Source organism: Acidimicrobiales bacterium (assembly GCA_041394245.1).
In the GTDB taxonomy this organism is placed as follows: domain Bacteria; phylum Actinomycetota; class Acidimicrobiia; order Acidimicrobiales; family Aldehydirespiratoraceae; genus JAJRXC01.
Genome location: JAWKIR010000002.1, coordinates 2,748,871 through 2,767,203, shown reverse-complemented (window position 1 = coordinate 2,767,203; position 18,333 = coordinate 2,748,871). Strand labels below are relative to the sequence as shown.

The following is an 18,333-nucleotide window of genomic DNA, read 5'->3' as shown; positions in this document are numbered from 1 at the left end:
GTCACCGGCTACGGATCGTGCGGTTGTAGCCGATCGTCGTGCGATGGAGCAGTCGTTCGTAGCCGTCGTAGCCGCCCGTGGCCCGATGGAGCACGCTGCGGTTGTCCCACATCACCAACATGTCGGGCTCCCACCGGTGCCGGTAGCGGAACTCCTCGCGGGTCTGCCACGCGTAGACCTCGCCGAGGAGGGCGTTGGCGTCCTCGTCGGCCATCCCCTCGATGCCGATGATGTAGCCGAACGTGCTGTAGACCGCCGCCGTGCCGGTCTCGGGGTGCACGCGCACGAGGGGATGGGTCTGGGTGCGGTACGCCTCGTCGCTCGCGATGATCCTCATCGCTCGCGGTTCGCGGTCGTCGTCGCCGTAGAGACCGTCGGGGGCGTACCCGCGTCGCGCGGAATGGACGGCCGTGAGCCCTTCGATGCGTCGGCGCAGATCGACCGGCATCGCGGCCAGTGCAGCCACCTGATCGGCGAAGAGGGTGTCGCCGCCGACCGGCGGTACCACCTTGCCGTAGAGGCACGTGCCGTCGGGCGGGAACTCCTGGAAGGTCCAGTCGGCATGCCAGGAGTCGGCGAAGATCGGCGCCGTCTCGTCGGCCGCGCGATGGATCGCGGCGATGTGCGGATGCCCGTCGATCGACTCGAAGAAGGGATCGTCGCCGAACGGTCCGAACCGGAGCGTGACGCGTTCGAGGTCGTCGTCGGTGAGTCGCTGCCCGGGGAAGGCGACCACCTTGTGGGCGAGCCATGCGCTGCGGATCTCGTCCACGGTCTCGTCGTCGAGGGGGCCGGCGAGATCGACGCCGCGAACGATGGCGCCGCAGGCCTGCCCACTGGGAACGATGTCCAACACCATGACCCGACCATAGGTGACGACGTAGCGTGTTCTCGACGAAGGGCACGGGGATGGACCACACAGAGTCGAGCGGGCTGTATCACCTGCGATCCGCGGAGAGCTGGCGGTCGCCGTGGGACGACTACCGCCGACTGCGCGACGAGGCGCCGGTGCACCGGGTCGCCCATCCGGTCCACGGCGACTTCTACGTGTTGTCCCGATTCGACGACGTCTTCGATGCCGCCCGCGACACCACCACGTTCTCCTCAGCGCAGGGGCTGACCCCCGACAGGGACGGGGCGGCGATGTTCAGCGACGATGCCCGGCCCATCGTCATGATGGATCCTCCCGATCACACCGACATGCGCCGTCTCGTCAGCAAGCCCATGACGCCGCGCCGCGTCAATGCGATCGAGGCCAGCGTGCGAGCCTTCGTCGACAATCGGCTCGACGAGATCGCCGACCGGGGCGACTGCGACATCGTGGAGGCGCTGTTCAAGCCGCTGCCGAGCTTCGTCGTCGCCCACTATCTGGGCGTGCCGGTGAGCGATCGCGCCCGTTTCGACCGCTGGACCAACGCGATCGTCGCCGCCACGGCCTCCGACAGTTTCGAGTCGGCCGGCGACGCCTTCATGGAGCTCTTCGCCTTCGGGGAGGAGCTCATCGAACGGCGCAAGGTCGAGCCCGGCGACGATCTGGTGTCGGGACTCGTCGAGGTCGGCCCGGAAGTGGCCACCCCCGGTTGGATCATCGGCTTCGTGTTCACGATGGTCACCGGAGGCAACGACACCACCACCGGCCTCCTGAGCGGTGCCGCCGAGTTGCTCACCGCGCACGGTGACCAGCGCCGGATCCTGCTCGACGACCCGAGCCGAATCCGCGCCGCGGTCGACGAGTTCCTCCGTCTCACCTCGCCCGTGCAGAACCTCGCCCGCACGACGACCTGCGAGGTCACGCGGCACGGCACGACCATTCCGGCCGACACCAAGGTGATGCTGCTCTACGGCTCGGCCAACCGCGACGAGCGGGAGTACGGCGACGACGCGGGCGACCTCGATGTCACGCGCCACCTCGACCGGATCCTCAGCCTCGGCTACGGCGCCCACCACTGCCTCGGCGCGGCGGCGGCTCGCCTGCAGGCGACGGTCGCGCTCGAACGCCTGCTCGAGCGGTTCCCCGATTTCACCGTCGACGCCGAAGCGGGCCGCTTCGCACCCGGCGCGTTCGTCCGCCGCTACGAGTCCCTTCCGTTCCACGCCGCAGGGGCCTGACCCCCTACCACTCGCCGGGTCAGCTGATGTCGAAGTCGGCTGCGGGGGCGGTGCGCGCGCCGAAGGCCGACCCGACATGGGCGGACGCGGCATCGCCGCGGAGTCCGATGAGCGACGCTCGACCCTCGGCCCGGCGGCTCGTCACGGTCATCAGGAGGTCTCCCTCCGGACTCTCGACCGACAGGGATCCGAGTCCGTCGCGCCGCACCCGATCGATCAGGGCGCCGAACGACCCCGGGGCTACCCGACACGAGCGGTGGACATCGATCCGGTAGGGCACCCCGACGGCATCGACCGGGTCGAGCACGTCGGCGCCATCGCGGTCCTCGGCCGTCACGAGGTCTCGACGGTCCGAGTCGGCGAAGCCATCGACCGACGCGTCGCCCACCGCGTGCACGACGGCGACGGGCACCCGGCGGGCGGTCGACGAGTCGACGCGATAGCGCGCCGACGCCATGAGCTCGTTGTTGAGGTCGGCGCGATCCTGCTTGGCCTGCGCCGCGTGTTCCGAGCTGAAGAAGCGACGCCCCTGATGCCAGAGTTCCGCGGTGCGATCGAGCACCATGAGGGCTCCTGCGGTGTGGAGTCGGTAGCCGTACTCCGTGTCCTCGATACCTCGGCGGCCGAGCTCGCGCAGGCCCCCGATCGCCTCGTGCAGCGCACGCGGGAGGCACATCACGGCGCCGATCGTGACGCTGAAGATCTCGGGGTCCTCGAGGGTCATGTCGGCAGTGCGCAGGAAGTGCGGGTCGCGCCAGTCCTGGTCGTTGCGTTCGAAGTCGGCCAACGTCGACTGCAGCCGGCCCGACTCGATCGCGGCATCGAGCTGTTCCGCGCCGACCTCGTCGACGTCGAAGAACGCGATGACGCCGGTGACGACGGCCGCCGGATGGGCCGAGCACCAGCGGGCCAGCCGGGAGACGGCGGCGCGGCCGACCAACATGTCGGCATCGAGGAACAGGAGGATGTCGCCGGTCGCCCGACGGGCACCCTCGTTACGGGCCCGACCGGCACCGAAGGAGGGCGACGGTTCGAGGCGGACGAGGGTGACCCCGTCGGGGACGACGAGCGGCGGCGACGACGCATCGTCGACCACGATGATCTCCAGCTCCGGTCGCGAGGCGCCGACGGGGGCGTCCGTTCGGGACAGCGACGCCAACAGTCGGTCGAGTGTCGGCTGACAGTCCTTCGCCGGCACGACGACGGACACGGACGGCGACGTCGCGACGTCGTCGAGCGCCAGGAGATGCCAGGCGTTGCCCGGGACGCCGGCGGGTGAGCGACCGGGCGCGGCCATCGGAACCCGGGGCTCTCGCATGGGCAGCGCGGCGTGTCGCCGGACTTCCGACGCGTGGGACAGGCGATCGCGGATTCGCTGCACCGTACGCCTCACGACGAGCCCCGATCGGCCGCGGCCGCCCGCCGACGCCCGGTCCGGCCGATCCATCGCAACCGGGCGAGGGCCCGCTGGGCCCACACCTCACGTCGCCGAACGCGACCCGATGCCGCTTCGTCGGCGACCGGTCGGAGGTCGAGCCGTTCGGCGGCGACCCAACGTTCGCCGAACAGTCGGGCGACGCGGTCGGCGACCGGCGTTCCGTCGTCGTGTCGGGCCGCGCGGCACAGCGCGCGGGTCGTGTAGGCGTCCACCGCGAAACCCCCGTCGGGGTCGGGGACCCGGACGCGCCCGACCTCGGGGTCGGCGAGTTCGTCGATCAGCCGCAGCAGCGTGCCGGGACCCCACGCATACCGGGGCGAGCACCAGACCTGGGCGAACGCCGGCGTGAAGCCGCCGCGCGGCTCGATCGCGGGCACCGCGGCGACCGACACGTCGGTCCCTCCGACCCGGCGGATCCGCTCGATCACCGACGCCGCGGTGCCATCGCCGTCGTCGACGACACGCACGCACGCCCTCTCGGCGATCGATTCGCCTCGGTCGGCGACAGGAGCGGGGCCCCGGAAGCCTCCGACCGGCAGCAGCCGCTCGGTGGTCGATTGCCGTTCGCGCCGATTGCGTCGGGCCGCGCTCCCGCGAAGCGTCGGACGGCCCTGGTGCCAGACCAGCGCGGTGGCATCGGGGACCAGGATCCCGCCGTTGGCCATGAGCCGGTAACCGAGTTCGGTGTCCTCGATGCCGCGGATCGGGACCTCGCAGAATCCCCCGACCTCGTTGAACCGGTCGGGGTGCACGGCGAGCGCGGCCCCCGTGACCACACGGAACAGATCCACCTCGTCGACGGTGAGCCCACGCGACTCGGCGACGTAGCCGGCTCGCCAGTCCTGACCCGGGATGCGGCGGGATCGCACGAGGTCGTCCCAACCGCCGTCGAGCAGCAGTCGGCCGACCTCGTCGGCGCCGATGCCGTCGAGATCGACGAACCGCATGGCCCCGAGAACGACCGCGTCGTCGGTCTGGTCGAACCATCGAGCCATCGCGGCGACGAAGTCGGGAGATGGCACCACATCGGCGTCGAGGAAGACCAACACGTCGCCGGTGGCGATCTCGGCGGCCCGGTTGCGTGCCGCGGCCGCTCCGAAGCCGTCGCGGCCGTCACGCCGGTCGACCACCAGATCGAGACCGGTTGCGTCGACCTCGATCGGCGAGGCCGAGGCATCGTCCGATATGACCACCTCGAGCAGCGCCGACGGATAGCGCTGCGACCGCAGGCCGGCGAGGGTGCGATCCAGCGCCACGCCGGGGTCGCGGGCGGGGATGCACACCGAGACCCGCCGTGTCGGCACCGCATCGACCGCTGACAGCACCGGAAGCGTGTCCCACCGATTTCCGACGACGGCGCTCATGTGTGGGGTTCTCCCGACTCGCGTCGATCGGCCGCGGCAGCCGTGGCGATGCCGGCGAACACGAGGTCGAGGCCGGGCCGTTGGTCGACGGCGTCGCGGAGGAAGTACTCGTCGGGAGCGGTCCATGTGTGGCCCAGTGTCGAGCTGGGACGCCGACGACGCAGCACGAACTGGAAGCCGTGGGTCCGATAGCTCGAACCGCCGCGACGGAGGATCTCGTCGATCAGCAGGCCGTCGACCCGCGACGAGGCCGCCGGCCATCCTCCGACGTCGCGCAACGTCTCGGCCGACAGCAGCAACGTGCCACCGGCGAGGGTGGTCGAGTAGCTCTCGGCTCCGATCGCGTAGCGCCGGATCGTCGTGTCGATCGATTCGAGATGGACGAACTCGGCCGCCTTGCCGACGATCTGCGCACCCGTGTAGCCGATTGCCGACACCAGGTCGACGAGATGATCGGCGCCATAGTGGTCGTCGTCGTCCCACTTGGTGACGAAGTCACCGTCGGCCCGACACCCGAGCGCATCGAGCATGGTGCCCAGATCGACCGTGTCGGCGAACCGGTCCACCACGAGCGGGCCGTCGAAGGCCGCCCGAATCGCCGCCTCGCTGTCGTCGGGCCACTCCGGCCCGTGCAGGCCGACACACAGCTGCAGCTCACAGCCGCGCTGGGAGCGAACCATCCGGATCGCCTCGGGCAGATCGGCCGGTCGACGGGAGGCCAAGAGCACGGAGATCGTCGGCGGTCGCCACGAACGCGACCATGCGGCGCGCCGCACGGCGATCGAATGACGCTCACGGAGGTGGGGGTCGCGGGCGACGAACGGCGCGCGCTCGATCACGTCGGAGAGCTCCGGGCCGAGCACCGAACGCAGCGACGAGGACAACCCCGGCGCCACGAGGGGCACCCCCGACTCGGCGAGGCGAACGACCCCGGCGGCCGCTGTTGCCGTCAGCCCCTCGTCGAGTCGGACGACCCCGGCCCGGCGGCCGCGTCGGGCGAGACGATCGAAGGCCCGCGAACCGGGGTCGGGCAGCTGCGAGAGATCGATGGCCGATCCCCCGGCGTCCTGCGGGAACCCGATGGGCGTGCCGGGACGAATCGCCCGGCGCCGCGCCGTTCCGATCCCCGCGAGAATCCCTCCGGATGCGGAACCGACCAACCGGGTACGGAACCGGCCCATCCGGGGGCGCACGACCGCCTTCGCCACGACGACGAACCGGGCCCGCCCCGCGGCGATGTCGATGGTCGGGCGCCGAGCGATCCACCCGTCGGCCGACACCAGTGCGTCACGCAGCCGGTTGCGGACCGAACGCCATCGTCCGACGGCCGCGGTTGCCCCTGCGCCGGCCGGGTCGCGGTCGCACCAGTCGACAGACAGCTCAGGCGCTCTCTTCGTAGGCGGCGACCACCTCGTCGGCCGTCCCTTCCATCCGCAGGACGCCCTGGTCGAGCCAGATCGCGCGGCTGCACGAATCGGTGATCTCCTTCAGGCTGTGCGACACCATGATGACCGTCCCGGCCCGCTCACGGATCTGGTTCACCCGCTCGAGGCTGCGGGTGCGGAACTCCATGTCGCCCACCGCGAGTGCCTCGTCGATCAGCAGGATCTCGGGGACGCGGAGGGTGGCGATCGAGAACGCGAGACGGGCCTGCATGCCCGACGAGTAGGTCTGCATCGGTCGACCCATGGCCTCGCCCAACCCGGAGAACTCGACCACGCCCGCCATCTCCTGATCGATCTCGTCACGGCTGAGGCCCATCGCCAACCCGCCCAGCATCACGTTGCGGTAGCCCGAGAGCGACGGCTTGAGCGCCGCACCCACGCCGAGCAGACCCGTCTCGCCGCGCACGTCGATCCGGCCGCTGTGGAGCGACTGGAGACCGGCGATGGCTCGGAGGAGTGACGACTTGCCGGAGCCGTTCGAACCGACGATGCCGAACGCCTCGCCCACGTGCACCTGGAAGGAGACGTCCTGGACGGCATGCACCATCACCGACTCCCGCCCCTTGAAGCCGCGGCTCACCATCTGACGGGCGCTGAAGAAGTTGTCCTGGTAGACGCGGTATCGGATGTCGGCGTGCTGGACATCGACGCTCACGGGCGCGACGTCGTTCGCGACGGATTGCGATGAGAGCTCAGACACGGGCGTAGCGCTCCTCGGCCGCGCGGAAGAAGAAGAAGCCGACGATGCAGAGTGCGATCGACCAGACGATGCCCGACACGACGACCGTGGGATCGAGCTCGCCGCCGAACATCGCCCACCGTGCCACGGTGATGAAGCAGTACATCGGGTTGAGCTCGAAGAGCAGACGGACACGCGACCCCTCGTGGACGTATTTCGTGACGTCGAAGATCACGCCGGACCCGTAGAGCACCAGCCGGAAGAAGAACGGAAGGATCTGGATGAAGTCGACGAAGTGGGTGGTCAGCCGGGCGGCGACCATCGACGCGCCGAGGTTGAACACGAACTGCACGACGAGCAACGGGATCAGCGCGAACCATCGCCACGACGGCGACTCGCCGGTGAGCAGCGCGATCCCGAACAGCACGAGGAACGACGACAACGCCGACATGAACTCGGTGACCGCACCGGTGATCGGCAGGAGCGCACGAGGGAACTTGATCGCCTTGAGGAGGCCCTTGTTGCTGATGATCGATCTCGCGCCGTCGATCGTCGACTTCTGGGTGAGCTGGAAGACGAAGAGACCGGTCGACAAGAAGAGGATGAAGTTGTCGACGCCGCGGTCCACCTTCAACAACAGGCCGAAGACCAGGTAGTAGACGAAGATGTTGAGCGCCGGGTTGAGCAGGTGCCACAGATTGCCCAACACGTTGGTGACCTGGCGACTGCGCAGCTCGCTGACGGACTCGTACCAGACGTAGCTTCGCCGGTCCCACAGATCCGAGAGGTAGGGCCCGAGCCGCATCGCCGCGTGAGCGTCGTGGAGCTCCGGCATGGATCCACCGGACGTGTTCGAAGACATCAGGGGGAGACTACCAAAGCGACTTCCCGAGAAGCCGCCGAGGGCCGGTGCGAGCCGGAACCGGCCGGGTAGGGTCGGCCCGTGCAGGGGACCAGCAGTTGGATCGTGCTCACCATGGGCGACCGACCCCTCGAGGTCGCCGCCGCCGTGGAGTCGATCCGGACCCAGTCGGTGCCGCCCGACGAGATCCTGCTCGTCGGCAACGGCGCCGCTCCGGGCACGTATCCAGGGGTCCGTAGCATCACGCTCCCGGAGAACCTGGGGGTCACCGGAGGGCGCAACGCCGGGGCCGCCGCGGCGACGGGCGACGTCCTCTTCTTTCTCGACGACGATGCCCGCTGCGCCGACGATCAGGTCGCCCGGGCGGTCGTGGACCTCTTCGAGCAGCGCCACGACGTCGCGGCCGTGTCGATGCGGATCACCGACGAGACGACCGGGGTCACGCAGCGCCGCCATGTGCCCCGCCTGCGCGCCGGCAACCCGCTGCGCAGCAGCGACGTCACGACGTTTCTCGGCGGGGCCTGCGCGATCCGCCGACTCGACTACGAGAAGGCCGGCGGCTATCCCGACGCGTTCTTCTACTCCATGGAGGAAACGGACCTCGCGTGGCGCCTCCTCGATGCCGGTCGGTCGATCCACTATCTCGCCACGGCGACCGTGCATCATCCGGCGACCCAGCCCGCCCGTCACGGCCAGGCCTTCGTGTCGACCGCCCGCAACCGGGTCTGGACCGCACATCGCCGTCTCCCCCGAGTCGTCGCTGCCGTCTATCTCCTCGTCTGGACGACACTCATGCTGCTCAGGGCACCGGGCACACAGGCCCGTCGCGACGTGGTCCGGGGCCTCGCCGACGGGGTTCGGCAGACGACGCCGCGCCCGATCGACCGCATGCGCTGGCGAACCGTCGCTCGAATGACGCGACTCGGGCGCCCTCCCGTCATCTGACCGAGCGCGGCATCAGTCGGTCGCGGGTGCGGTACCTCGCGGGTCGGGAGCGGCATCGGCGCGGAGTCCGGCAACCAGCGCGACGACGCGCGTCCAGACCTCGTCGGTGATGCCCCGGACGTCGTCGGGGCGATGCCCCGTCGCCCGGGCGAGTTCGGCGACATCGATGGGCTCGCCCACCTCGGTCAGCACCTCCGGTCGCAGCACCACATTGACCAGGATGGAACGCAGTGGCGAGCGCCGGCTGAGCACGCGGTGGGTTCCCACCATGGCAACGGGCACGATCGGTGCACCGGTCCGCAACGCGAGGCGCACCGCTCCCGTCTTGGCCCGCTCCGGCCAGTGGTCGGGATCCCGCGTGGTCCGGCCCTCCGGGAAGATGCCGACCGCCTCCCCGACCGCGAGCGCCGCTGCGGCAGGCTCCAGCGCGTCGGCGGCCGAAGCCGACCCCCGCGCGACCGGGATGAAGCCGACACTGCGGGCCAGTGACCCGAGCACGGGGATCCGGAACACCCCGGAAGTCGCGAGCAGGCGAACCGAACGACCCATCCGGCGGCAGATGAGGGCCAGCAACACACCGTCGGCGTAGCTGGCATGGTTCGAGACGATGATGATCGCCCCTTCGGGCAACGCACGCGCCGCCCTGCGCCGACCACGTTCCTCGGCGAGGCGGAGCCGACTGAAGACGGCGACCACACCGCCCAACAAGAGGGCGGCCACCGCGTAGACGAGTCCGCCGATCCGACCCGGATGTCGCCAGCCATCGCGCACACCAGACCGTAGCGTGCCGGATCACCGTCGACCGGCCGAACCGGGGTCCTCCGTCCCGCACATCGGTGCCCCCCTGACCGCCGATCCCGACCTGGGTAGGGTGACGCACCCGACGGCGGGGGACCATCGAGCACAGGAGCAACGCGGTGACCATCGATCCGAACGACATGCCGGCCATCGACGACTGGAACCGCCTCCTCGAGGGCAAGGTCGCCGTGGTGACCGGCGGCGGGGCGGGTATCGGCGGCGCCGTCACCGAACTCTTCGCGGCCCACGGTGCGATCGTCGAGGTCGCCGAGATCGATCCGGCGCGAGCCGAAACCGTCGTCGAGACGGTGACCGCGGCCGGGGGCTCGGTCCACGCCCACATCGTCGACGTACGCACCGAGGACGGCGTGGCGACCCTGGCCGCCGACGTGCTCGAACGACACGGCGGGATCGACGTCCTCGTCAACAATGTCGGCGACTATCGGCCGTCGGTGCGCTTCACCGAGTCGAACCCGGCGTCGTGGGAGGAGATGTACCGCATCAACCTGTGGCACATGTTCGCGGTGACGCAGGCGTTCCTCACTCCGATGATCGAGCGGGGCGGCGGGTCCATCGTCAACTTCCACTCCGTCGAGGGGATGCGGGGCTACCCCGGCGAGCCCGTCTACGCAGCCATGAAGGCAGCGGCCGCCCACTTCACGACATCACTGGCCGTCGGCTACGGCCGCGAGGGAATCCGGGCCAATGGGATCGGTGTCGATCTCACCCAGACGCCCCAGGTCGACTACATCGCCCGCTCCGCCGGCCACGAGGATCTGTGGGCGACCTGGGCGCCCGTCGGGCGGCTCGGGTGGCCCACCGACCAGGCCCGGGTGGCGCTGTTCCTCGCGTCGGACATGTCCTCGTTCGTCACCGGCCACAACATCGCGGTCGACGGTGGGACCAAGGCCGGCGGCGGCTGGTTCTTCAGCCCGACCGAGAACCGGTTCACCAACCGACCGACGGGGATCTGAGCGACCACGAACCCCACCGTCCGGCCGCAGCGGCCGGCCCGTTAGCCTCCCAGCATGACAGAGGTGCGCGAGACGAAGCTGCCCGGCGTCGGAGTGCGTCACGAGTTCACCAGCGAGGAAGGCCACGACATGGCCGTGATCGTGCATCACGACGGTCGCCGCGAGATCCTCGCCTACGGTGCCGACGATCCCGATGCGTGCCGGTCGCTCGTCAGCCTGTCGGAAACCGACACGCAGGTCCTGGCGCAGATCCTCGGCGTGAGCCGGGTGACCGAGACCGTTTCACAGATCCGTCAGGTGATCGGCGGGCTGGCCCTCGACTGGACCCAGATCCCCACGAACTCCGAAGCCGCAGGACACCCGATCGGCGACGGTCGGTTCCGCACCACGACCGGCGCCTCGATCGTGGCGGTCATCCGTGACGACGTGCCCGTTCCGGCCCCCGACGCCGACTTCGTGCTGACCGCCGGCGACGTCGTCGTCGCGGTCGGTCCGCTCGACGGGCTGCGGACACTCCGCTCGATGCTGGGGGGCTGATCCCCGTGATCGCCTCGGCATGATGCTCGCCGCCGGCTCCACGGAGACGGCTGTCGCCTTTCTGGAGGTCGGCGCAGTCGTCTTCGGCCTCGGCATCCTGTCGCGCCTGGCCGGCCGTCTGGGCGTGACTGCGGTCCCGCTCTATCTGATCGCCGGGCTGGCGTTCGGCAACGGCGGCGTCGCCGAGCTCGACGTGACCGAGGACTTCGTCTCGCTGGCCGCCGAGATCGGCGTGTTGCTGCTGCTCTTCACGCTCGGCCTCGAGTACAGCGACGACGAGTTGCGCACCGGGCTGAAGACCGGCGTACCGCCGGGACTGGTCGACATGGTGCTCAACGCCGGGTCCGGCTTCGCGGTCGGGATGATCCTCGGCTGGACGCCGCTGGCCGCGCTGCTGCTCGGTGGTGTCTGCTGGGTCTCCTCGTCGGGTGTGATCTCGAAGGTCCTCGACGATCTCGGCCGCATCGGCAACCGTGAGACACCGTCGGTGCTCGACCTCCTCGTGATCGAGGATCTCGCGATGGCGATCTACCTCCCCGTGGTGGCCGCGCTGATCGTCGGGGGCACGCTCGGAGAAACGCTGATCAGCGTGGCGATCGCACTCGCCGTCGTTGCCGTGATTCTCCTGATCGCCCTCCGCTACGGGCTTCACCTCAGCCGCGGGCTCGGCAGCGGATCGAACGAGTCCGTGCTCCTGGGCGTGTTCGGTCTCGTCCTCCTCGTCGCCGGCGTCGCCCAGCTCTTCGAGGTGTCCGGAGCCATCGGCGCCTTCCTGGTCGGCCTGGCCCTCTCCGGAAAGGCGGAGGAACGAGCGCTCGAACTCCTCTCGCCGCTGCGCGATCTCTTCGCGGCGACCTTCTTCGTGTTCTTCTCGTTCCAGATCGATCCCGCCGATCTCGTGGATGTGGCCGGCTGGGCGGTGCTCCTCGCCGTGATCACGGCGCTCACCAAGGTCGCCACCGGGTGGTACGCGGCGCGGCGTCGCGGCGTGGGCACGCGCGGCCGCCTACGGGCCGGCACCGTGCTGATCGCCCGTGGCGAGTTCTCGATCGTCATCGCCGCGCTCGGAGCCGGGCTCGCCGACGGCCCCGAGTTGGGCGCGCTCGCGGCGGGCTATGTGTTGGTGACCGCGATCGTCGGTCCGCTCACCACGCGGTTCTCCGATCAGATCGCGGCGTTCGCGACCCGGGAGCGATCATCGGGACCGTTCCGGTGGCGCAACCGCGACGTGGTCAGCTCGTAGCGCGGATCTCGTAGACGCAGGTGTGGTCGCCGGACGTCTTGTGGGTGACCCGCTCCACCGTCGCGCCCGGAATCAGGTCGCAGATGAAGTCGAGTTCGCTGGTGCACGCCTCGCGGTGGCGACTGGCGACTGCCCAGACCGGGCAGGTGTGGAGGTTGATGCGGTGGTGCCCGTCGTCGACCACCTCGGAATCGGCGAGACAACCCTGGTCGTCGAGGAGCTCGGCGACGATGCCGACCCGCTCGTCGGTGGTCATCCCCTCCACCCGCGAGCGGGCATCGTCGACCATCTTCACACGGCGTCGATCGAACACCCGGGCGACGAGCTCAGGGGCTTCGGCTTCGAGATGCCCGAGCAGCTCGAGCGAGAAGCGGCCGTCGTCGGCCTCGAAGAGCGACTCGGCCCGCGCCGTTGCCCGATAGCGGTTCGCCGGCCGACCAGGGAGCCCGTACTGGCGACGAGACGACACCATTCCTGCGGACTCCAGCGCGCCGAGGTGCTGGCGGACCGCGCTGGGGGAGATCTCGAGCAGTTCGCCGAGCTCGTCGACCGTCGACTCGCCCTGCCGCTTCACGGCGACGAGCACCCGGCGCTGCGTCGCCGAGAGGGCGCGGTTGGCGGAATCCATGCTCGTGACCGTAACATGAAGGGCCATTTTCTGCACTTTCAGCAGTTACAACTGGCGAAACCTTGGTAACCTCGAGGCACGCCAACCCCCAAAGGAACGACATGAAGGTCTGGATCGACCAGGATCTCTGCACCGGCGACGGTCTGTGCGAGGAAATCGCCCCCGAGGTCTTCTTCGGACTCGACGACGGGCTCTTCTACGTGAAGGAGTCCGCGAGCAACTTCGGCAGTGAGAAGCTCTTCGACGGCACCGCCAACCCGGCCGGGGCCGAAGGCATGGCGAGAATCCCCGACAAGGCGGTCGAGAGCGTGATCGAAGCGGCCGAGGAATGTCCCGGCGAGTGCATCTTCATCGAGGTCGACGGCTAGACCTGACCTCGATGAACGGGAAAGTAGTTCGATGAACGATTCACTGCGCGAGATAGAGGCACTGACCGAGGCCGGCTACGAATACGGCTTCAGCACCGACCTCGACACCGACATCGCGCCCCCGGGCCTCACCGAGGACACCGTCCGGCTCATCTCGGCCAAGAAGGACGAACCCGAGTGGCTCCTCGAGTGGCGCCTCCAGGCGTACGAGGCCTGGCAATCGATGGACGAACCCGACTGGGCGAAGCTCCAGATCCAGCCCATCGACTACCAGGGCCTGAGCTACTGGGCGGCGCCGAAGAAGAAGCCCGTGCTCGACAGCCTCGACGACGTCGACCCCGAGATCCGCGACATGTTCGACAAGCTCGGCATCCCGCTCCACGAGCAGAAGATGCTGAGCAATGTCGCCATCGACGCGATCGTCGACTCGGTCTCGGTCACCACCACGTTCAAGGAGACCCTCGCCGAGGCCGGCGTGATCTTCTGCTCGTTCTCCGAGGCCGTGAAGGACCATCCCGATCTCGTCCGCGAGCACCTCGGCTCGGTGGTGCCCGTGCGCGACAACTTCTTCGCCGCGCTCAACTCGGCAGTCTTCTCCGACGGGTCCTTCTGCTACATCCCCAAGGGGGTGCGGTGCCCCATGGAGCTCTCCACCTACTTCCGCATCAACTCCCAGAACACCGGCCAGTTCGAGCGCACCCTGATCGTGGCCGAGGACGACTCCCACGTCTCCTACCTCGAGGGTTGCACCGCCCCTCAGCGCGACGAGAACCAGCTCCACGCCGCGGTGGTCGAGCTGGTCGCCAAGGACCGGGCCGAGATCAAGTACTCGACCGTGCAGAACTGGTACCCCGGCGACGAGAACGGTGTCGGTGGCATCTACAACTTCGTGACCAAGCGCGGGCGGGCCCACACCGACGCCAAGATCTCGTGGACCCAGGTCGAGACCGGTTCGGCCATCACCTGGAAGTACCCGAGCGTGATCCTGCAGGGTGACCGGTCGGTGGGCGAGTTCTACAGCGTCGCCCTCTCGAGCAAGCGCCAGCAGGCCGACACCGGCACCAAGATGATCCACATCGGTGCCGACACCACCAGCAGCATCATCTCCAAGGGCATCTCGGCCGGCCGCGGCCAGAACACCTACCGGGGCCTCGTCAAGGTGATGCGTTCGGCCGAGAACGCCCGCAACTACACCCAGTGCGACTCGCTGCTGCTGGGCTCCGACTGCGGTGCCCACACCATCCCCTACATCGAGGTCAAGAACCCCCGGGCTCAGGTGGAGCACGAGGCATCGACCTCGACCGTGGGCGAGGATCAGCTCTACTACTGCCGCCAGCGCGGCATGTCCGAAGAAGACGCGATGGCGATGATCGTCAACGGTTTCTGCCGTGACGTGTTCGACGAACTCCCCATGGAATTCGCCGTCGAAGCTCAGCGCCTGCTGAGCGTGAGCCTGGAAGGAAGTGTCGGCTGATGCTGCACGTCGAAAACCTCACCGCCGCGATCGGCGACAAGCAGATCCTCAAGGGCCTGAACCTCGACATCGGCGCCGGAGAGGTCCATGCGATCATGGGTCCGAACGGCTCGGGCAAGAGCACGTTCGCCCACACCCTGGCCGGCCGCGACGGCTACGACATCACCGGCACCGTCACGCTCGACGGCGCCGACCTCCTCGCGATGGAACCGGAGGAACGAGCCGCCGCCGGCGTGTTCATGGGGTTCCAGTACCCGGTCGAGATCCCGGGCGTGAACAACATGTACTTCCTGCGCACCGCGCTCAACTCGGTGCGCCGCGCCCGCGGCGACACCGAGATCAGCGCCCGCGAGTTCCTGGCGATCGCCAAGGAGGCGACGGAGCTCGTCGAGATGAAGGACGACTTCCTCAATCGCGCGGTCAACGCCGGTTTCAGTGGCGGCGAGAAGAAGCGCAACGAGATCCTCCAGATGGCCGTGATGCAACCGCGTCTCGCCGTGCTCGACGAGACCGACTCCGGCCTCGACATCGATGCGCTGCGCGTCATCGCGTCGGGGGTCAACGCCCTGCGCACTCCCGAGCGATCGATGATCGTGATCACCCACTACCAACGCCTCCTCGACTACATCAAGCCCGACTTCGTACACGTCCTCGTCGACGGTCGCATCGTCGAGTCGGGCGACTACACCCTCGCCCTGCATCTCGAGGACCACGGCTACGCCGACTTCGTCAACCACGACCTCGACGGCTCCGGTCGACCCCTCTCCGGAGCGCCCTCGTGAACCGCTCCGCCACCGCGGCGGCGCCGGATCTTCCGACCCGACGCGACGAAGCCTGGCGCTACGCGCCCCATGCCGACCTCGCCCGACTCACGTTCGGGCCATCCGGTGGCCCCACCGCGGTGCCTGCCGATGTCGCGGCCCAGATCCCCGAGCTCGACGGTCCTCGAGTCGTGATCGTCAACGGCGCCGTCGACCCGGCCCTCTCCGACCTGACCATGACCGCCGAGGGCCTGACGATCACCACCCTGGCCGACGAACTCGACGGCGGATCGTCGTCACCGTCGACAGGCCTTCCCCGTGAGGACGATCCCGTCGACGCGTTCGACGCGTTCAACACCCGGTTCGGTCGCGACGGCGCAGTCATCCGGGTTGTGTCGGGCCACACCATCACGGTGCCGATCCACGTCGTCGACCTCGCCGTGCCCGGAGACGACCACAACACCGCCTCGACCGGCGTCGTCATCGAACTGGGCGACGACTGCCGGGCCACCGTCGTGGAGACCCGACTGGGTGGCCCGCAGGAGGGCGGTGCCAACGTCCGCACCACCATCACCCTCGGCGACCGCGCCACCCTCGAGCACATCGTGCTCCAGGACGCGCCCGCCACCCAGATCAGCCTGAACCGTGTCGAGGTGATCCAGGGTGCCGCCAGCACCTATCGCGCCCGCTCGTTCAACCTCGGCGCGTCCTACGGACGCATCGCCTTCCACGTGCAGCTCGCGGGCGAGGCCGCGCACGCCGACCTGTCCGGTCTCTATTTCGGATTCGGCGACCAGACCCTCGATCAGCAGATCGACGTCGTCCACGCAGCGAAGGGCTGCTCCAGCCGTCAGCTGTTCCGCGGTGTCCTCGACGATGCGAGTACCGGCATCTTCAGCGGGGGTATCGACGTGCGCCCCGGGGCCGACGGGACCGACGCCGAGCAGGAGAACCACAACCTGCTGCTGTCCGACCGAGCCGAGGCCGACACCCAACCCCGCCTCGAGATCCTCGCCGACGACGTGGCCTGCAAGCACGGCGCCACCGTCGGCCAGCTCGACGAGACGGCGCTCTACTACCTGCGTTCCCGAGGGATCCCCGCCGGCGAGGCACGCGGGCTCCTGATCAACGGCTTTGCCGATCAGGTGGTCGACGACGTCGCCTTCGAGACACTGCGCACCTGGATCATCGACCGATTGCGACGCGCCGATGCGTGAGACCCCGGTCAACCTCGGAGGGCCGAAGGGGTTCACACTCCCCCGAGCCTGCAAGGTCACCATCGTTCCGGCGGGCCACACGGCGGTGCTCGCCGAGGGTGACGAAGTCACGTTGCTCCAGGCCCTGGGCGGCACGGCCACGGTCACGACGAGCGACGGCGAGATGGCTCGCCTCGCCCCGGCCGATGCGATCGAGTTCGGATTCATCCAGGCTCCCGAGGCCCGGACCGACGACGCCGGCGCCGACTTCAGTGTCGATCAGGTCTGGGAAGCGGCCACCACGGTCTACGACCCCGAGATCCCCGTCGACATCGTGGAGCTCGGTCTGGTCTATCGAGTCGACGCGATCGAGCTGCCCAACGGTGGCTGGCGAGTCGAGATCGACATGTCGGTGACTGCCCCCTTCTGCGGCATGGGCGACATCATGCGCCAGGACCTCCACGACGCGGTGGCACGGATTCCCGGTGTCGAGTTCGTCGACGTGCAGCTGGTGTTCGATCCGCCGTGGGACAGTTCACGCCTGTCGGACGTCGCCCGTCTCGAACTGGGAATGATGTAGGAACCGTTGCGCCGGGCGTCAGCCTCGGCCGGTGGCCCAGATCAACACCTCGGCACCTTCGGGTCCTGCCGTGAGCGCCAACCGGCCGGCGTCGGTGAGGCGGACGGCATCACCCGTTCCCAGGGGTCCGGCCATCTCGAGATCGGCGCTCCCGCGCGCGATGAAGACGTGCACACAGGGCGCATCGGGCACCTCGACCCGCCGGTCGGTCGGCAGGCGGCCACCCCAGAGCACCGCGTCGCGCTGATGGATCGTGATCGTGCCGTCGTGACCCTGCCCGGATGCGATGGGCACCAGATCGCCGCCGGCGAGGCGGGCGTTGACGTCGAGTTGCTCGTAGCCGGGGTCGATCGACACCGTGTCGGGCACCACCCACATCTGCACGAAATGGACCTCGTCGGTCGTGCTCGCGTTCATCTCGGAATGCCAGATCCCGCGCCCGGCGCTCATCCGCTGGGCGAGACCGGGATAGATCAGACCGTGGTTGCCCTCGGAATCGTTGTGTTCGAGTGCTCCGGAGAGCACCCAGGTGACGATCTCCATGTCGCGGTGGGCGTGGGTGTCGAAACCGGCGCCCGGGGCCACCCGGTCGTCGTTGGACACGATCAGCTGACCGTGGCCGGTGTTGGCGGGATCGTGGTGACGCCCGAAGCTGAACGAGTGCTTCGAGTCGAGCCATCCGATCCGGGTGGAGTACCGATCGTCGGAGCGCCGGATGTCGATCGGTGTCGTCGTCATGCACTCGTCAACCGTCGCGCGCCTCATCTCCTTCCATTCGGATCCGAATGACGCACCAGCGAACATCGAGCGACTCGTGGGCGAGACGCTCACGACAGCAGGGATCCATGCCCTTCGACGCTGCTCTCCCTCCGTTCGAGTGACCGATATCACCCCGCCCGCCTGCAAATGATGAGCAATCCGTCATATGGTCA

19 protein-coding genes are annotated in these 18,333 nt (G+C 68.9%); 10 read left to right on the top strand and 9 right to left on the bottom strand.

Translation table 11 applies throughout. The features are described from left to right. Nucleotide 1 precedes the first annotated feature (1 nt). Nucleotides 2-859: a TauD/TfdA family dioxygenase gene (locus R2707_13765; protein MEZ5246162.1), complete on the bottom strand. Its 858-nt coding sequence runs from the start codon at nucleotides 857-859 to the stop codon at nucleotides 2-4. A gap of 50 nt (nucleotides 860-909) precedes the next feature. Between R2707_13765 and R2707_13760 the strand changes: the two genes are divergently transcribed. Beyond that, a complete protein-coding gene (locus R2707_13760) occupies nucleotides 910-2,109 on the top strand; it encodes a cytochrome P450 (GenBank protein MEZ5246161.1) in 1,200 nt (399 codons plus the stop codon). 19 nt (nucleotides 2,110-2,128) lie between these two features. Here the strand turns inward: R2707_13760 and R2707_13755 are convergent, their stop codons facing one another. From R2707_13755 to R2707_13735, 5 genes are all read right to left on the bottom strand, one after another. Beyond that, nucleotides 2,129-3,490 (bottom strand): glycosyltransferase family 2 protein, encoded by a 1,362-nt coding sequence (locus R2707_13755; GenBank protein MEZ5246160.1) that lies wholly within the window; start codon nucleotides 3,488-3,490, stop codon nucleotides 2,129-2,131. Between the two features lie 8 nt (nucleotides 3,491-3,498). Further along, the gene (locus R2707_13750) at nucleotides 3,499-4,911 is read right to left on the bottom strand and encodes a glycosyltransferase (GenBank protein ID MEZ5246159.1); all 1,413 of its coding nucleotides are present in this window, start codon (nucleotides 4,909-4,911) and stop codon (nucleotides 3,499-3,501) included. After that, nucleotides 4,908-6,191, bottom strand: a complete 1,284-nt coding sequence (locus R2707_13745; protein ID MEZ5246158.1) for a hypothetical protein — start codon at nucleotides 6,189-6,191, stop codon at nucleotides 4,908-4,910. The genes R2707_13750 and R2707_13745 overlap by 4 nt, the downstream gene beginning before the upstream one ends. Before the next feature lie 100 nt (nucleotides 6,192-6,291). Beyond that, entirely contained in the window at nucleotides 6,292-7,011 is a 720-nt protein-coding gene (locus R2707_13740) for an ATP-binding cassette domain-containing protein (protein MEZ5246157.1), read from the bottom strand. Between the two features lie 37 nt (nucleotides 7,012-7,048). Continuing rightward, nucleotides 7,049-7,897 carry an ABC transporter permease gene (locus tag R2707_13735; GenBank protein ID MEZ5246156.1) on the bottom strand — a complete coding sequence of 283 codons (849 nt, stop codon included), beginning with the start codon at nucleotides 7,895-7,897 and terminating at the stop codon, nucleotides 7,049-7,051. 81 nt (nucleotides 7,898-7,978) lie between these two features. Here R2707_13735 and R2707_13730 point away from each other — a divergent pair, with 81 nt between their 5' ends. Continuing rightward, on the top strand, nucleotides 7,979-8,842 hold the full coding sequence (locus R2707_13730) for a glycosyltransferase (GenBank protein MEZ5246155.1): 864 nt from the start codon (nucleotides 7,979-7,981) through the stop codon (nucleotides 8,840-8,842). Between the two features lie 12 nt (nucleotides 8,843-8,854). Here R2707_13730 and R2707_13725 read toward each other — a convergent pair whose 3' ends face one another. Beyond that, on the bottom strand, nucleotides 8,855-9,613 hold the full coding sequence (locus R2707_13725) for a lysophospholipid acyltransferase family protein (protein MEZ5246154.1): 759 nt from the start codon (nucleotides 9,611-9,613) through the stop codon (nucleotides 8,855-8,857). A gap of 146 nt (nucleotides 9,614-9,759) precedes the next feature. Between R2707_13725 and R2707_13720 the strand changes: the two genes are divergently transcribed. Genes R2707_13720 through R2707_13710 form a run of 3 tightly spaced genes read left to right on the top strand, consistent with a single transcriptional unit; the run spans nucleotide 9,760 to nucleotide 12,394 of the window. Beyond that, entirely contained in the window at nucleotides 9,760-10,614 is an 855-nt protein-coding gene (locus tag R2707_13720) for an SDR family oxidoreductase (protein MEZ5246153.1), read from the top strand. A gap of 54 nt (nucleotides 10,615-10,668) precedes the next feature. Then, nucleotides 10,669-11,151 carry a cation:proton antiporter regulatory subunit gene (locus R2707_13715; GenBank protein ID MEZ5246152.1) on the top strand — a complete coding sequence of 161 codons (483 nt, stop codon included), beginning with the start codon at nucleotides 10,669-10,671 and terminating at the stop codon, nucleotides 11,149-11,151. A 19-nt stretch (nucleotides 11,152-11,170) separates the two neighbouring features. Beyond that, entirely contained in the window at nucleotides 11,171-12,394 is a 1,224-nt protein-coding gene (locus tag R2707_13710; protein MEZ5246151.1) for a cation:proton antiporter, read from the top strand. Here the strand turns inward: R2707_13710 and R2707_13705 are convergent. After that, nucleotides 12,384-13,022 (bottom strand): ArsR family transcriptional regulator, encoded by a 639-nt coding sequence (locus R2707_13705; GenBank protein ID MEZ5246150.1) that lies wholly within the window; start codon nucleotides 13,020-13,022, stop codon nucleotides 12,384-12,386. The two genes, R2707_13710 and R2707_13705, sit on opposite strands and share 11 nt — an antisense overlap. Nucleotides 13,023-13,123: 101 nt before the next feature. Here R2707_13705 and R2707_13700 point away from each other — a divergent pair, with 101 nt between their 5' ends. From R2707_13700 to R2707_13680, 5 genes are read left to right on the top strand one after another with little or no spacing between them, the layout of a single operon-like run. Then, nucleotides 13,124-13,390 carry a ferredoxin gene (locus tag R2707_13700; protein MEZ5246149.1) on the top strand — a complete coding sequence of 89 codons (267 nt, stop codon included), beginning with the start codon at nucleotides 13,124-13,126 and terminating at the stop codon, nucleotides 13,388-13,390. Nucleotides 13,391-13,421: 31 nt separating this feature from the next. Then, entirely contained in the window at nucleotides 13,422-14,864 is a 1,443-nt protein-coding gene (gene sufB / locus R2707_13695; protein ID MEZ5246148.1) for a Fe-S cluster assembly protein SufB, read from the top strand. Beyond that, a complete protein-coding gene (gene sufC, locus R2707_13690) occupies nucleotides 14,864-15,646 on the top strand; it encodes a Fe-S cluster assembly ATPase SufC (protein MEZ5246147.1) in 783 nt (260 codons plus the stop codon). The genes sufB and sufC overlap by 1 nt, the downstream gene beginning before the upstream one ends. Then, entirely contained in the window at nucleotides 15,643-16,842 is a 1,200-nt protein-coding gene (sufD, locus tag R2707_13685; GenBank protein ID MEZ5246146.1) for a Fe-S cluster assembly protein SufD, read from the top strand. The genes sufC and sufD overlap by 4 nt, the downstream gene beginning before the upstream one ends. Continuing rightward, entirely contained in the window at nucleotides 16,835-17,401 is a 567-nt protein-coding gene (locus R2707_13680; GenBank protein ID MEZ5246145.1) for an iron-sulfur cluster assembly protein, read from the top strand. The genes sufD and R2707_13680 overlap by 8 nt, the downstream gene beginning before the upstream one ends. Before the next feature lie 18 nt (nucleotides 17,402-17,419). Here the strand turns inward: R2707_13680 and R2707_13675 are convergent, their stop codons facing one another. Beyond that, complete coding sequence (locus R2707_13675) at nucleotides 17,420-18,139, bottom strand: pirin family protein (protein MEZ5246144.1); 720 nt, start codon at nucleotides 18,137-18,139, stop codon at nucleotides 17,420-17,422. Nucleotides 18,140-18,333: the final 194 nt, after the last annotated feature.